This is a genomic window from Mesorhizobium sp. M0854 (assembly GCF_040319815.1).
GTDB lineage: Bacteria > Pseudomonadota > Alphaproteobacteria > Rhizobiales > Rhizobiaceae > Mesorhizobium.
Genome location: NZ_JAMYOL010000001.1, coordinates 267914 through 282423 on the forward strand (window position 1 = coordinate 267914; position 14510 = coordinate 282423).

The following is a 14510-nucleotide window of genomic DNA, read 5'->3' on the forward strand; positions in this document are numbered from 1 at the left end:
GGTATGGCAGACAAGGCGTCGCAATCCGGCCCCGAAGAGGCGATCCGCGCCTACAAGACGATCCTGTCGCAGGTGATCGACCAGCGCCCGTCCGGCATGCGCCAGCGCCTCGCCGATGCGCTGGGCAAGCATCGCAGCTTCGTCACGCAGATTTCCAGCCCGGCCTATTCGACGCCGATCCCGTCGAAGCATTTGCCGGTTATCTTCTCCGTCTGCCATTTCAGCCCGGCCGAACGCGATCATTTCCTTGAGGCCTACCATCGGGCGCATCCGGGAAAGATGTCGCTGGCCGCAGGCTTGCGCAAGACACGCCATGTCTCGCTGATCGTTCCCGATTTCGGCGACGACAAGCAGAACGCGGCGCTCGACCGGGCGGTCAACGATTTCATCCAGAAGATCACCAGCATTGCCGGCAAGGGCAGCTGACGCTGGGCTATTTCGGGAGGACGGCCATGAAGAAATTTTTGAATTCGGTCGATACGGTGCTGACCGAGAGCCTCGACGGCTTCGTTGCCGCGCATGCCGATATCCTGGCGCTTGGCGCGGAACACAGATTTGTCCGCCGCAAGCTGCTCACACCGGGCAAGGTGGCGCTGATCTCCGGCGGCGGCTCGGGTCACGAGCCGCTACATGGCGGGTTCGTCGGGCACGGCATGCTGGATGCGGCCTGCCCCGGCCAGGTATTCACCTCGCCAACGCCTGACCAGATGATGGCGGCGGCCGAAGTCGTCAATACGGGCGCCGGCTGCCTGTTCATTGTCAAGAACTACGAGGGCGACGTGATGAATTTCGACATGGCCGCTGAAATGTCGGAAGGCGTGATGCAAATCGTGACCAATGACGACGTTGCGGTCGAAAACTCGTCCTACACCACCGGCCGGCGCGGCGTCGCCGGCACGCTGGTGGTCGAGAAAATCGTCGGCGCGGCGGCCGAACAAGGCATGGCACTGGAGCCGTTGAAGGCGCTCGGCGAGCGCGTCAACGGCGCGACGCGCTCGATGGGCGTGGCGCTGACCAGTTGCACCGTGCCGGCGGCGGGCAAGCCGACCTTCGATATCGGCGACGGCGAGATGGAGTTCGGGGTCGGCATCCACGGCGAGCCTGGGAGGCGGCGCGACACATTGAAAAGCGCCGATGCTATCGCCGAGGAGATCTGTACCGCAATCCTGGGTGACCTGGGCGACGGTGCCAGAGGCCAGGCGCTACTCTTCGTCAACGGCTTTGGCGGCACACCGTTGATGGAGCTTTATCTGATGTACAACAGCGCCCGCAAAATCTTCGAGAAGCACGGCGTGACGGTGATCCGGTCGCTGGTCGGGTCCTATGTGACCTCGCTCGATATGGCCGGCTGTTCGATCACGCTGAGCATGCTCGACGACGAGGCGGCTATTTGGTGGGATGCACCGGTACATACGGCCGCGCTGCGCTGGGGCATGTAGCGGCGGAGAATGCCCCAGAAATAGTCGGTGACAAGACCGGTATCGGCAACGCCGCGCATCGCCAGACAGGTTGCCCTCCTCACCCTGCGTAAGATAAAGAATCTGCGGGTTTGGGGAGTTCGAGCATGCGTTACAATTGGGATCGGGCGCCGACGGGTTTCGAGCGCCATGGAAAGGTGCTGGCAGCCGCCTTGCTGATCGTCGGCGGGGTCGGACTTATGCTCGCTGCCCTCCCGCTTTAGGGACAACAAACTCGGGTAGCGGACTACGTCTCAGCGCGTTGCCTCAGTGCGCCTGGCCAGTCACGGCGATGAAACGGCGGTCGCGCCCTTCAAATCCCTGGCTGAAGCGCTGCACGAGCACCGCAAGCACGCCCGGTTTTCCATCCGGGGTGAATGCGTAAGATTCCGACAGGCTGTAGGAAGTCGGGCAATTCCTCGAACCGGGCACCGCCTTGTCCTCATGCAGCAGCTTGATCGGCTTGCCGTCCTGACCCTGCAGCGTCAGGCGAAAGCCGAGCGCCTTGCCGGTCGTTTCGCCTTGCAGCGTCGCGTCGAAACTCGCTGAACAATCCGCCGTGCTGTCGGCACGGATCTGCTCGAGCTGGATGGTGCCAAGCTCGTCATAGGCCGGCGAAAGCCATTTTTGCGAAACCTGCTCGAGGCGCGCAATGTCATTGTAGGCGACCATGTCGTCGGGAAAGGTGAACCTGTCCAAGGCAGTCCGCTCGCCGCGCGGCGCGATGGCATATTTGGCCAGCAAGGGCGCCGCCAGTTCGGCGGCCTGTGCCCTCGCCTGCGCAAGCGTCAATGTCGAATCCTCCGTCTCGTCGGCGATGACGATCGGCTTGCCGCCGACGAACTCATCGGTCCGCGTGTCGATGATGTCGATCTCCGACCAGCCCGAATCCGAAGCACCGGCATCGAGCGTGCCGTACTGTTCGAAGGCGAAGTAGTTGCCGTCTGGCGAAAAGCCGATGACGCGCCGAGCCGCCGCGTCGCCTGCCTGAGCAGCTGAAGCGAGCACCACCGCCAGCGTCGCAACCGCGGCAAACCCAAGCTCATATCGCAATTTCATCGCGCCCTGCCCCTAATGCCGAAAATTCGAACGATACCGGCCCCCAGACCACCATGACCCGCACTTGCGGCCAAGTTAGAACGACGGCAAACGAAACGCACAAATACATGGTTACACAAACCAGCATACGCTATTTCAAGGACAGCAAACATTCCTGGGGAGGAAGCTGGATGGCGTCACGCTACCACGAGGTCTATGACGACTGGAAACGCGACTCGGAAAAATTCTGGGCCGATGCCGCGGGCGAAATCGACTGGTTCTCGCCCTTTGAGACGGTGTTCGACGCCAATGCCGGCGTCTATGGCAGGTGGTTCATTGGCGCCTCGTGCAACACCTGCTTCAATGCCGTCGATCGTCATGTGGCGGGCGGCCGTGCCGACCAGATCGCGTTGATCCATGACAGCGCGATTTCCGGCACAATCAGGAAGTTCACCTATACCGAGTTGAAGCGCGAGGTGATCGCGCTGACCTCGGTGCTCAAGAATCGTGGCATCCAAAAAGGCGATCGCGTCATCATCTACATGCCGATGGTGCCGGAAGCAGCCTTCGCCATGCTTGCCTGTGCGCGGATCGGCGCCGTGCATTCGGTGGTCTTCGGCGGCTTTGCCTCGCATGAGCTCGCCACCCGCATCGACGACGCCAAGCCGAAGCTGATCATCTCCGCTTCCTGCGGCCTGGAGCCAGGGCGCGTGGTTGCCTATAAGCCGCTGCTCGACAAGGCGATCGAGATGTCGCGGCACAAGCCGGAAAGCTGCCTTATCCTGCAGCGCGACCAACTGCGCTGCGAACTCAGGGAAAACCACGATATCGACTATGCCGACGCCGTGGCGCGGGAGCGGGCCGCGGGTGCCAATGTCGACTGTGTTCCGGTGCTTGCCACCGATCCGCTCTACATCATCTACACGTCGGGCACGACCGGCCAGCCGAAGGGAATCGTGCGTGACAATGGCGGCCATATGGTCGCGCTGAAATGGTCGATGGAAAACGAGTTCGGCGTCAAACCGGGCGAAGTGTTCTGGGCGGCTTCCGATGTCGGCTGGGTGGTCGGCCATTCCTATATCGTCTACGGCCCGCTGCTGCATGGCTGCACAACGATCCTGTTCGAGGGCAAGCCGGTCGGCACGCCCGATGCCGGCACCTATTGGCGTGTGATCGCCGAGCATGGCGTCGTCGCGCTGTTCACCGCGCCAACCGCCTTTCGCGCCATCAAAGGACAGGACCCGAAGGGCGAATTCGTCCCGAAATACGACCTGTCCAAATTCCGGACGCTGTTCCTCGCCGGCGAGCGCGCCGATCCCGAAACCATCAAATGGGCGGAGCAGAAATTGACCGTGCCGGTGATCGACCATTGGTGGCAGACCGAGACCGGCTCGCCGATGACCATCAACCCCGCCGGAATGGGCCTGCTGCCGGTCAAATACGGCTCGCCCGGCGTGCCGATGCCCGGTTATGACATCCGCGTGCTCGACGATGCCGGGCATGAGGTCAAGCGTGGTACGCTTGGAAATGTCGTGGTGAGATTGCCGTTGCCCCCCGGCTGCCTGCCGACGCTGTGGAATGCCGACGAGCGGTTTCGCCAAGCCTATCTCGACGAGTTCCCCGGCTTCTACAAAACCGCGGATGCCGGCATGATGGACGAGGACGGCTATCTCTATGTCATGGCTCGCACCGACGACATCATCAATGTCGCCGGCCACCGGCTATCGACCGGCGCCATGGAGGAGGTTCTGGCCGCGCATCCCGACGTCGCCGAATGCGCCGTCGTCGGTATTGCCGATGCTATGAAAGGCCAGGTTCCACTCGGCTTCGTCGTGCTGAATGCCGGCGTCGACCGCGACGCCGGCATCATCGAAAATGAGGTTGTCACCCTGGTGCGCGAACGGATCGGCCCGGTCGCTGCCTTCAAGACGGTGGTGACGATCAAGCGCCTGCCGAAGACGCGCTCCGGCAAGATCCTGCGCGGCACCATGCAGAAGATCGCCGACAAGGAGGAATGGGCCATGCCGGCAACGATCGACGACCCGGCCATCCTCGACGAGATCACCGCCGCGCTGAACCGGCGCGGCATCGGCCTGTAAGGGGCGCCGAAGCCGAGTTGCGTCCGAAGCTCCGGTATGGAACGACCGGCGCCGGACGTGGTATCCACGCGCGGTGTCGTCAAGTTGTTTCGGAATCGAGACGCACCCACAGCCATGCGAGATGCCATACGTGACCCTGTTCCAGCGATCGAGAAAGCCCCAGGCCGCGGCACGCCAGCGGCTGGAGATCGATATGCGGGGTGCAGTCGTCTATGCGATCGGCGACGTGCATGGCTGCTACAAGGAACTCCGCGCCCTGGAGCAGAAGATCCTGCTCGATTCGGCGCCCTTCGAAGGGCGCAAGCTCATCATCATGCTTGGCGACTACGTCGATCGTGGACCCCAGTCGGCGCGTGTGCTCGATCATCTGCTGGCGCCGCCGCTCCAAGGCTTCCAGCGCATCTGCCTTGCCGGCAACCACGAAGTCGTGATGCTGAACTATCTCGACGGGATCATTTCGAGAGAGTCGTGGCTGGCAATAGGCGGCCTGCAAACGCTGTTTTCCTACGGCGTCGACCCGTCGCGCATGGCCGATCTCTATGGGTCAAGCGAGGAGGTCGACAAGCGCATTCGGGAAGTCATTCCAGCCGACCACATTAGCTTCATGCGCGCGCTGCCGGTCATGGTCTGTTCGGCGAAATTCGTGTTCGTCCATGCCGGCATCAGGCCCGGCATCGACCTCGCCGCGCAGGACGAAGACGACCTGCTGAATATCCGTTCGGACTTCTTCGACGCTGCGCATCTTCTCGACCGCTATGTCGTGCACGGACATACGCCGGTCGACACTCCGAAGCTCGAGGGACGCCGGCTTGGCATAGACACCGGCGCCTTCCAAACCGGCCAGCTGACCGCCCTCAGGATCGTCGACAACCGCGCCAGGTTGATATTTTCCTGAGCGCGATGTCGTCGCTCAGGCGGCTGCCTTGGTGCGCGCTTCCGATTTTTCCAGATAGTAGCTCGAATATTTGTCGAAGAATTTTTCCGAGCCGCCGATCGCGCCATATTTGGCCAGCTTCTTCAGTTCGACCTTGTTCAGCACCGCGCCAATGATCTTCTTGGCGATGTAGGGCTCCGAGCTGAGCATGGATTGCACCATCGCACGCGGCGTGCGTCCCCATTCGGTGACCAGCACGAAGCCGTCGACAAGCGGAGCGAAGGCCTTGGCGTCGACGACAGGCCCGAGCGGCGGCAGATCGACGATGATGTATTCGAAGGTTTCCTTGGCGTTATCGATGAAACGCCGCATGCCGGCTGAAGACAGAAGCTCGCTGGTATGCGAAAACTGGCCACGCAGGACGGCCGGGATGATAGCCAGCTTGGTCTGCCGGTCGATCTTGCCGACCGACTGCCATGTCTGCCCGCTCACCACAGCTTCCATCAGGCCCTGCTCGGCCTCCATACCGAGGCTGCGGCTGAGGCCGGGATTGCGCAGGTCGCCGTCGATCAGCAGCGTTTTCGATCCGTTGACGGCAAGCAGCCCGGCAAGATTGGCCGCCACCGTCGACTTGCCCTCGCCGGGAAGCACCGAGACCACGCCGATGACCCGGCTGCCCTGGCCTTCCATGACGACATCGAAGGCGATCTTGGCGTTGCGCAGCGTCTCGGAGAACATCGATGCCGGGGCATCGACGGTTACCCGCATCCGCGCACGTTTTTCGGCTGCCGACAATGTTTTGGAGGGCTGGGACTTGGAGGACTTGGCGGTCTTGGATTCAACGACTTTGACGTCAGGCTGACCGCCATTGCGCTGGTCATCCTTGCCAGCCTTGCCGATGACCGGCAGGTAGCCGAGGAATTTGAGGCCGACCCGGTCGCGCACATCCTCGCCGGTCCTGAAGAAGCGTTCCCTGAATTCATTCAGGCCACCAACCCCTGCCCCCAGCATCATGCCAAGCGCCAGCGAAAGCCCCAGCACGATGGCTGTGCGGGGGGTTGCGGCCGACTGCGGCATCGTCGCGTCCGAGATGACCCGGATCTTGCCGACCGGGAAGGATTGCTGCTGGGCGGCCTCCTCATAGCGGTTCAGGAACGTCTGGTAGAGCGTCGACAGCGCCGTCGCCTTTTGGTCCAGCTCACGCAGCTTGACCTGCGACTGGTTGTCGATGGAGCTCTTGCCAGCCGCCAAGGCGACATTTGCGCGGAGCGCGGTTTCGCGCGCCAGAGCGACCTCGTATTCGTTGCGGTAGCTTTCGGTCAGTTGCTTCAGCTCGCCGAAAATCTGCGCCGATATGTCGGCCTTCTCCTTGGCGAGCGCGACGGCCTGCGGATGTTGCGGGCCGAAATTGGCTTCGACATCCTGCTGTCGCTTGGATACGGTGAGATAGCGGTTCTTCAGCGTCGTGATGACCGAGCTGCTCGGCTGGTCGTTCGATATCGCAGCGTCCTTGAACGCGTTGTCCGAGCCGCTTTCGACGATCGACTTGTACTGCTGATAGCGGGCGCCGGCACGTGCTGTATCGGCCTGCGCGACGATCAACTGGGTGTTGAGATCGGACAATTGCTTGTCGCTGATCAGCTGGCCGTCATTGACGGCCAATCCGTGTTCGGCCCTGAACTTTTCGACCGCCAGTGCAGCCGCCTGGGAGCTCTCACGAAGCTCGGTCAGCCTGCCTTGCAGCCAGACCGCCGCCCGCTCGGTCGCGTCGAAGCTGGCATCGAGTTGATCGGCTAGATAGGCATCGGCATAGGCCTTGGTGATGGCGGTCGCAAGCGCCGGATCCGTCGCCTGGAAGGAGATGCTGATGACAAAGCTCCGGCCGATCCGCTCGGCATCGAGTTGGGTCTGCAGTTTGAAGATTGCGTAGTCACGGGGCGATGAGGATGCGGTGATCGCGTCACGCGTCGCAGCATCAAGCTGAGTGACATCGGTTGTGCTAGCGGCGCGCTTGGGGCGGACAGACTGGACGATACCGCGCACAAAGCCAGCAACCTTCGACAGGGCCGACGTCGGAGGGTTCATGAAAGCGTCGTTCTGATCGAGCTTCAGCTTGTCGACGACCACCCCAGCCAGCCTGGCCGACTGTAGTATTTCGATCTGGCTCAGAACGGCGGAGTCGGTCTGCATGCTGACCGACGCCGCCGAAATGTCGTCGACGACCTTGTTCAATCCTTCGTCGATCAGCACGCTGCTCGTCGCCACATAGGTAGGAGGCGTCGTCTGCAAATAGAGCACGCCGAGAAAGAGACCGATGACGGCGCAGGCGGCAACCACTTTCGCCTGCCGCGCGGCCATGCCAAGCAGGCGCTCGATGTCGATGAAGTCTTCGGCGTTTGCCGCATTAGAAGCCGGCAATGGCGTCCTCTTGTCGACAGGAAAATTGGCATAGTTCATCTTCGGTCCAATTCTAGTTTGCAGGCGCTACCGCCTCGAAGGTCGGGACATAGGGTGCAAACCTTGCGCCGGACACAGTGCGCGTTACGCGCGGCGCAACGGCCTGTCCTGCGTCATCAGCCGCACCCACAATGCCTCGAAAAAATGGACATTATGCGGCTTCTTCCCGACGCTGATGCGACCGGACGAATTCCTGCAGCATCTCGAAGATCGGGCCCTTCATGTCCTCCCGCGCCAGCGCGAAAGCGATATTGGCCTGGATGAAACCCTCCTTCGAACCGCAGTCGAACATGCGGCCGTCGAAAGGCTGGGCGAAGAAGGCCTGGGTCTGTGCGAGACGCACCATTGCGTCGGTCAGCTGGATCTCGTTTCCGGCGCCGCGTTGCTGGCTGGCAAGCAACGAGAATATCTCGGGCTGCAGGATGTAGCGGCCGTTGATGTAGAAGTTCGACGGCGCGTTGGCAGGAGCCGGCTTTTCGACCATGGCCGTCACCTCGAAGCCCGTGCCGACATCCGCGCCGCGCCCGACAATGCCGTATTTGCTGGTCTCGGTCGGGTCGCAACGCTCGACGGCAATAACGTTTGCGCCAGTCTGCGCATAAAGATCGGCGACTTCGGCGAGACAGCCGCGCCCGCCAAAGGATACCATGTCCGGCAACAGCAACGCGAAGGGCTCGTCACCGATGACTTCGCGCGCGCACCAGACGGCATGGCCGAGGCCTTGCGGCGACTGCTGGCGGATGAAGCTCGTGGCGCCGGCGACGGGAAGCAGGCTTTCAAGCGATTCGAGTTGCGCCTTCTTGCCGCTCTGCTCCAGGGTTCCGATCAGTTCAGGATGCAGGTCGAAATAGTCCTCGATCACCGCCTTGTTGCGGCCGGTGACGAAGACGATGTGCTCGATGCCGGCCTCGAACGCCTCGTCAACCGCATATTGCACGACAGGCCTGTCGACCACCGGCAGCATTTCCTTCGGCATGGACTTGGTCGCCGGCAGGAACCGCGTTCCGAGCCCCGCCACCGGTATGACTGCCTTCCTGACTTTTTTCATTGCATGTTCCTTCTGAGGAGATCGATTTCAACCCTGTCGCAGGCGGCGAAACTGTCTTCATTCACCTGCAGCCCTTCACCTCCCCGCCACCACGGCAAACTGTGCCGCTACCCTTCGCAGCCGGACGGCGATCGGCATGCTCATATGCCGAACCGCCGCCGGATCGCTGAGCGCCGTCCATATCGCCTTGAGCGGGGACCGCGCCTTGATGTGCTGGACCAGCGACAGGAATGATGCCGCCCGGCGCAGGCTGCGAGCGCGCCTGGCGAACGCCGCCTCGGCCGCAGCATCCATGGAATGGGTCGCGGCGAAGGTGGCATCGGCCCTGCGCATCGCCTCGACGTGATGAAGTTCGAGCACCCGGGAGATGGAACCGGTGCGAATGTGGTAGATATAGCCCGTCGTCGGCTCGACGACGCATTTGCCGCCTTTAGCCAGAGCACTGGCCAGGAGGATATAGTCTTCGCCAATGATCAGGCTTTCATCGTAACGAAGCCCGTTCTCGTTCAGGAACCGGCGCTGGAAGATCGGCTTGAGGTAGCCGAGATTGAACCTCGATTCGAAGAGGACGTTACCGCCGATGAAATCCGCCAGCGAGATTGAACCGAGGCCTTCCAGATAGTCGGCCGGGAACATCGTCTCTTCGGCAACGCCATCCTCGCGAACGACCTGCAGATTATCGACCGCGATCTCGGCGCCCGCTTTCTCCGCGCGCTCGATCATGGTGCAGATTCGCCCGGGATAGACCGCGTCGTCCGAATCTAGGACCGCGACCCACCTGCCGCGGGCAAGCTCAAGGCCGGCATTCCTGGCGCCGCCGGGGCCACGGTTTTGCTCAAGCGCGACAACGCGTACGATGTCTTCGGGGTAGGATCTCGCCAGGTCGAGCGTCCGGTCGCGCGACTTGTCGTCGACGACGATGACCTCGACGCTGATATTGCGCTGGGCGACGGCGCTGGCAATCGCCCGATCGATGGTCGCCTCGGCATTGTAGGCGGCAATCACGAAGCTCACGTCAGGCTGCACGCTTGCCCCCTTGCTGCGGCGAAGACAGGCCGTATTGGCGGATTTCACGAACCCCGACGAGGCCGCTGACGACGCCGACATGCATAATGCCGCGAAGCACGCTGCGGTTCCGACGTACGGGGTCGATGGCGACCGGAATTGCCGACAGGAAACTGTAGGCGGCCTTTGCCGCGGCAATGCCGACCTGCTTGAGCCGGGCAAGGCCGTGTGCGTTGCGCCCCAGAAGATGACCATGCGTCTGCCCAACGCGGAACCGGCGGCGGCCGAGCCAGTCGAATGCCGCCCTGGCAGGTGGCACCGCTTCGTCGACCCAAGCCTCCGGCGAAAAGGCGATGCGGCCGCCGGCCTTGACCATCTGGTCGAAGAATTCCGTATCTTCGCCGCCGGTCTGGCCACGTGCCAGGCTGAAGCGCCGGCCGCGCAGGCTCTCAGCGCCAATCCTGAGCAGGACGTTGCAGGTGTAGCCGGTGCGGATTTCGCCGCTCACCCAGACCGGCAAGGTCGAGTGGAAATCGCCTTTGCGCATCCAGGCGGGCGCATCCGGCAGGTAACGGGCTTGCACCGGCCCAAGCACCGTCGCAGCACCTGTTGCTTCCGCCGTCGCCACCAGTTCGGCAAGCCAGCCAGCGGTGGCCGTCTCGTCGTCGTCGATAAAGGCGACGAAATCCGCCGCACTGGCATCGAGGCAAGCGTTGCGCGCTATCGAGATGTTGCGGGCCGGGGCGTGCCGGTAGGTCATTGGCAGCTTCAACTCCGCAGCCAGCGTCGTCACCATCTGTTCGGCCGTCGGCGTATCGTCGTTGTCCGCGATGATAACACCGACGTCGAATCCCGCGGGCATATCCATGGCCGCTATGGAGCGAAGCGTGTCGGCAAGCTCCGGCCGGCGAAATGTGCAGACGCAGATATCGATGCTTCGATTTTTCCTGACCGGGTCCATCACGCTACCCCGCGCTGCGGTCGCGGTGCGAGCAGTTGCAGCCAGAAACCGACCGACCAGCCGAAATGCATGACCATTGCCGAGACGCCGGCAAGGGCAATGTCGGCTTTGCGCTGGCTGAGAGCGGTCCAAAAGCCGTAGCCGAGGCAGACCGACGCCCATAGCAAAAGCGGCACGGCCGCCAGCCAGTGGACGAAGGAAAAGGCGGCGAGAAGAACCACGGGGAACACTAGAAGCGGCACCATCTGCCGGATCTTCGGGATCATGCGGTGCTTGAGAACGTTCTTCGCCCGGCCACGGCCATAGCCGAGATACTGAAAATAGAGGCCCTTCAGCGAGGAACGCGGGTAGTAGACCATTTGCGTCTTGCCGGTCATCCAGATGCGGTAACCGGCCTGGCGGAGCCGATAGTCGAGTTCGGCATCCTCATTATGGCTGAACGTTTCGTCATAGCCGCCGACCGCGGTGAAGGCCGATATCCGTATCAGTGCGTGGTGGCCATGATCGACCCATTCTCCCGCCGAAAGATGCCGGTGCTTGGAACCGCCGGTGCCGAGCCTGGAGTTCTGCGCCGCTGCCGCTGCTTTCTGAACCATGCCGCTGCCACTGGTCAGCATCGAGACGACGACCGAATCCGCACCGGTGGCCTGCGCTTCTTCGACCAGCCGGTCGCAATAATCCGCAGGATAGCCGCCATGCGCGTCGATGCGAATGAGATAGTCGACGCCTTCCCCGAACCTGGCGACGGCGAGATTGATTGCCGCGCTCTGCAAGCGCTTTTCATTGTGCAGCAGGATCACCCGCTGATCTTTTGCGGCGATGTCCGCGACGATCGTCCTGGTGCCGTCCGTGCTGCCGCCATCGGCAACGATGATCACGGCGCCCAGCCTCTCGGCCGCAGGGCGGAGCTCTCGAAGCAACGCGCCGATATGGGCCGCTTCGTTCAGGCACGGAACCACGATCGTGCAGGATGGAATTTCGGTTTGCGTCATCGGCAGTCCTTCTATGCCAATGCTTCGGCAGCATATGGACCGGGAGCCGCAGTCAGCCCGCGGAGCTTTTCGACGAGCGCCCGACAATCGGCGCGGTCGTAGCTCCAGGTGCGCGGATTGCGGGCGAGAACACGCGCCCTCAATGTCCCGAACCGATGCTGCTCCATCGTGCCGACGGCGGCTTCGAGCGCCTCGGGCGTCGCTTCTGGCAAAAGAACCCCTATGCCTTGCCGGTCGAGGAACCGGCCGGTTTCGGTGGCTCCCATCGAAATCGGCACGGCTCCGAAGCGGCAGCCCTCATAGAGCCGGTTGGGCAGCAGCCATTCGGAGTTCAGGCCCTGCTCAAAAAAGTCGATGGCCCAGGAAAAGTGAACCTCGCGGTAGATCGCCGCCATATCCTCGGGATTGCGGTAGGGCCCGCCAAACGAGAGCCAGGGTTCCGATTCGACGAAACCGTGGAAATCGGGAAATTCGGACAGCGCCGGGCGGCCCCTGAGGACGATTTCAAAGCGGCCGTCGAGGCGGCGCGAAAATTCGGCCAGAAGCTCCAGGGAGCGACGGCAGCGAAGCGCCCCGAACCAGCCGATCCGCCAAGGCGGCGCAACGGGGTTCTCCGGTGCCGCGCGGTCATCCAGCGAGGCCGCGGCTGGCTCGAAATACTTGTTTTCGAGCAGTTCGACCGGGGCGGCAATCTGCCCGAACGGCTTGAAATAGTTGGCGATGAAGGCCGGAGAGCTGGTCACCAGAAGCTTCACATCCCTAGCCAGGAAGCGTTCTGCGCCGCGCATCGCCCATCCCAGCGGATCGTCGCGAAGCAGCAGGCGATGGATATCCAGGCACTCGTAGACGATCGGCACCGTTGCCTGGAAAGCCGACCTGGCGCGGCGGGCAAGCGCCAGCATTTCCAGATTGCGCGCGACAATGAGGTCGGGCCGTGGCATTGAGCTCAGCTTCGAGCCGGTCGAGACAACTGCCTTCATGATCGCGGCCAGACGTTGGGCGAATCGGCCATCACGAGTCGGCCCGAGATCGATCGGCTGCAAGCCCTCGACATCAGCAACTGCGCTTGCCGTACGACGAAAGCCCGCCAGCGTAACCTGGGCGCCGCCTGCCTTGAGCATTATGATCCGCCGGCGCACTGCCGGGTCGGAGACGTCGTGTACCAAGTACAAGACATGCAGCATGAAAACTCGACCGCTGTTGGCCCGCCCGCGACAATGCTAGTACAGCTCTTGCTGCATCGCAACATTTTTGGTTGCAGCGTAGCAAAAATCCTCGTTTTTTGTTGCACTGCAAAATCGATGGGTTAATCTCGCTCTGCTTGGGCCACATGGACCGCGCGTTGGCCTGCCATCGGGCTGCGCGCCAATAATCACGACGCGAGGACCATCCTTGGCGTGCAGCATTTTCGGCCAACCCGCCTGCAATCGCCCTTCGCACCCGTCGATGGAAGCACGGGACTACTCACGAAATGAGGTCATTCCATGAAGATCGCGGTTGAAAACACCGTCTGCCTGAATACCGGGGATGCAGCGATTCTCCTGGCGATCCGCCATGTTTTCAAGACGATCGTGCAAGACGATATCCAGTTCTACGTCTTCGACAGCCAGCCGGAGGTGGCGGCGAGGCTCTACACGAAGAAAGAGTATCCTGATCTCGAATTTCACAAGCTGCTGTCGGAATCTCTGTTCCGCTACAAATACGGCAGCGGGCTGAAGAACCTGTTCAAGCCGATCTACAATCGGCTCGTCCTCAATGCCCTGCGGCGGTTCGGCACCCGCGGCGTTCTCGGGCGTTTGTTCAGCTCAAGCAATCGCCGTGGTCTCGATATCTACAAAGACGCCGACCTCGTGGTCACGACAGGCGGAACCTATCTTGTCGAGACTTACAATCTGGAACGGCGACTTAATCAATTCCGGATCGACGCGATTCTGGGCAAGGACCCCGTCTTCTTCACGCAATCGCTCGGCCCGTTCAACAAAAGTTACAATCGCCAGGAGTTGAGCCCGATCTTCGACCGGAGCCCGCTCATCCTGCTGCGCGACGAACGTTCGCGAGGCCACATTGTGGACATGGTGAAAGACCCCGGCAAATGCCACGTCGTGGCCGACGCCGTCTTTGCCCTGGCCGATACTGACAGGATCGGAAAAATTCTGGCCTCCTGCCAGTCGGCGACCGTCACCGGCCGCGTCGCCATTTCCGTCCGTCACTGGAACTATGTCAGCGACGGCGAGGGCGGCATGCGCCGCTACATCGACTCGATCCGCGCGATCGCGACCATCCTGGTCAGGGACCACGCCAAGGAGGTCACCTTCGTCTCCACCTGCCAGGGCGTGCCGGAATACGCCCATGATGATTCCAAGACGGCGCGGGCTATCGTTGCCGAACTCGATCCGGAGATCGCCAAGCATGTCAGCGTGGACGCTTCGTTCCACACGCCGGAGCAACTGATGGCACTGGTGAAAGGCTTCGACTTCGTCGTCGCAACGCGCATGCACATGATGATCATGTCGCTCTGCGTCGGCACGCCGGTGCTGCCGATTGCCTATGAATTCAAGACCAAGGAACTTGCCAAGCGG

11 protein-coding genes and 1 pseudogene are annotated in these 14510 nt (G+C 62.1%); 5 read left to right on the forward strand and 7 right to left on the reverse strand.

Annotated elements, in window-relative coordinates; translation table 11 throughout:
• Positions 1 to 3: 3 nt before the first annotated feature.
• Positions 4 to 426, forward strand: a complete 423-nt coding sequence (locus tag NKH99_RS01220) for a hypothetical protein (RefSeq protein WP_353012124.1) — start codon at positions 4 to 6, stop codon at positions 424 to 426.
• 26 nt (positions 427 to 452) lie between these two features.
• Positions 453 to 1439: a dihydroxyacetone kinase subunit DhaK gene (gene dhaK / locus NKH99_RS01225; protein ID WP_352469935.1), complete on the forward strand. Its 987-nt coding sequence runs from the start codon at positions 453 to 455 to the stop codon at positions 1437 to 1439.
• 285 nt (positions 1440 to 1724) lie between these two features.
• Here the strand turns inward: dhaK and NKH99_RS01230 are convergent, their stop codons facing one another.
• A complete protein-coding gene (locus tag NKH99_RS01230; RefSeq protein WP_352454688.1) occupies positions 1725 to 2516 on the reverse strand; it encodes a DUF2259 domain-containing protein in 792 nt (263 codons plus the stop codon).
• 170 nt (positions 2517 to 2686) lie between these two features.
• Here NKH99_RS01230 and NKH99_RS01235 point away from each other — a divergent pair, with 170 nt between their 5' ends.
• On the forward strand, positions 2687 to 4594 hold the full coding sequence (locus NKH99_RS01235; RefSeq protein WP_353012130.1) for a propionyl-CoA synthetase: 1908 nt from the start codon (positions 2687 to 2689) through the stop codon (positions 4592 to 4594).
• 121 nt (positions 4595 to 4715) lie between these two features.
• Positions 4716 to 5489: a metallophosphoesterase family protein gene (locus NKH99_RS01240; RefSeq protein WP_353012133.1), complete on the forward strand. Its 774-nt coding sequence runs from the start codon at positions 4716 to 4718 to the stop codon at positions 5487 to 5489.
• Between the two features lie 15 nt (positions 5490 to 5504).
• Here the strand turns inward: NKH99_RS01240 and NKH99_RS01245 are convergent, their stop codons facing one another.
• The 6 genes from NKH99_RS01245 to NKH99_RS01270 form a co-directional block, all read right to left on the reverse strand.
• The gene (locus NKH99_RS01245; RefSeq protein WP_352469932.1) at positions 5505 to 7925 is read right to left on the reverse strand and encodes a polysaccharide biosynthesis tyrosine autokinase; all 2421 of its coding nucleotides are present in this window, start codon (positions 7923 to 7925) and stop codon (positions 5505 to 5507) included.
• Between the two features lie 151 nt (positions 7926 to 8076).
• Positions 8077 to 8973 (reverse strand): UTP--glucose-1-phosphate uridylyltransferase, encoded by an 897-nt coding sequence (locus NKH99_RS01250; RefSeq protein WP_352681429.1) that lies wholly within the window; start codon positions 8971 to 8973, stop codon positions 8077 to 8079.
• A 75-nt stretch (positions 8974 to 9048) separates the two neighbouring features.
• Complete coding sequence (locus NKH99_RS01255) at positions 9049 to 9999, reverse strand: glycosyltransferase family 2 protein (protein WP_352681431.1); 951 nt, start codon at positions 9997 to 9999, stop codon at positions 9049 to 9051.
• The gene (locus NKH99_RS01260) at positions 9989 to 10939 is read right to left on the reverse strand and encodes a glycosyltransferase family 2 protein (protein WP_352681433.1); all 951 of its coding nucleotides are present in this window, start codon (positions 10937 to 10939) and stop codon (positions 9989 to 9991) included. The genes NKH99_RS01255 and NKH99_RS01260 overlap by 11 nt, the downstream gene beginning before the upstream one ends.
• Positions 10939 to 11931 (reverse strand): glycosyltransferase family 2 protein, encoded by a 993-nt coding sequence (locus tag NKH99_RS01265; RefSeq protein ID WP_352469928.1) that lies wholly within the window; start codon positions 11929 to 11931, stop codon positions 10939 to 10941. The genes NKH99_RS01260 and NKH99_RS01265 overlap by 1 nt, the downstream gene beginning before the upstream one ends.
• A gap of 11 nt (positions 11932 to 11942) precedes the next feature.
• Positions 11943 to 13115: a glycosyltransferase family protein gene (locus NKH99_RS01270; protein ID WP_352469927.1), complete on the reverse strand. Its 1173-nt coding sequence runs from the start codon at positions 13113 to 13115 to the stop codon at positions 11943 to 11945.
• 300 nt (positions 13116 to 13415) lie between these two features.
• Between NKH99_RS01270 and NKH99_RS01275 the strand changes: the two are divergent.
• A pseudogene (locus NKH99_RS01275) lies at positions 13416 to 14468 on the forward strand (polysaccharide pyruvyl transferase family protein); the annotation flags it as partial.
• Between the last annotated feature and the right edge of the window lie 42 nt (positions 14469 to 14510).

Bases quoted from the DNA above. Each gene is read 5' to 3' on its own strand.
- NKH99_RS01220 (WP_353012124.1), top strand. From the start codon at position 4: ATGGCAGACAAGGCGTCGCAATCCGGCCCCGAAGAGGCGATCCGCGCC.
- dhaK (WP_352469935.1), top strand. From the start codon at position 453: ATGAAGAAATTTTTGAATTCGGTCGATACGGTGCTGACCGAGAGCCTC.
- NKH99_RS01230 (WP_352454688.1), bottom strand. From the start codon at position 2,516: ATGAAATTGCGATATGAGCTTGGGTTTGCCGCGGTTGCGACGCTGGCG.
- NKH99_RS01235 (WP_353012130.1), top strand. From the start codon at position 2,687: ATGGCGTCACGCTACCACGAGGTCTATGACGACTGGAAACGCGACTCG.
- NKH99_RS01240 (WP_353012133.1), top strand. From the start codon at position 4,716: ATGCCATACGTGACCCTGTTCCAGCGATCGAGAAAGCCCCAGGCCGCG.
- NKH99_RS01245 (WP_352469932.1), bottom strand. From the start codon at position 7,925: ATGAACTATGCCAATTTTCCTGTCGACAAGAGGACGCCATTGCCGGCT.
- NKH99_RS01250 (WP_352681429.1), bottom strand. From the start codon at position 8,973: ATGAAAAAAGTCAGGAAGGCAGTCATACCGGTGGCGGGGCTCGGAACG.
- NKH99_RS01260 (WP_352681433.1), bottom strand. From the start codon at position 10,939: ATGGACCCGGTCAGGAAAAATCGAAGCATCGATATCTGCGTCTGCACA.
- NKH99_RS01265 (WP_352469928.1), bottom strand. From the start codon at position 11,931: ATGACGCAAACCGAAATTCCATCCTGCACGATCGTGGTTCCGTGCCTG.
- NKH99_RS01270 (WP_352469927.1), bottom strand. From the start codon at position 13,115: ATGCTGCATGTCTTGTACTTGGTACACGACGTCTCCGACCCGGCAGTG.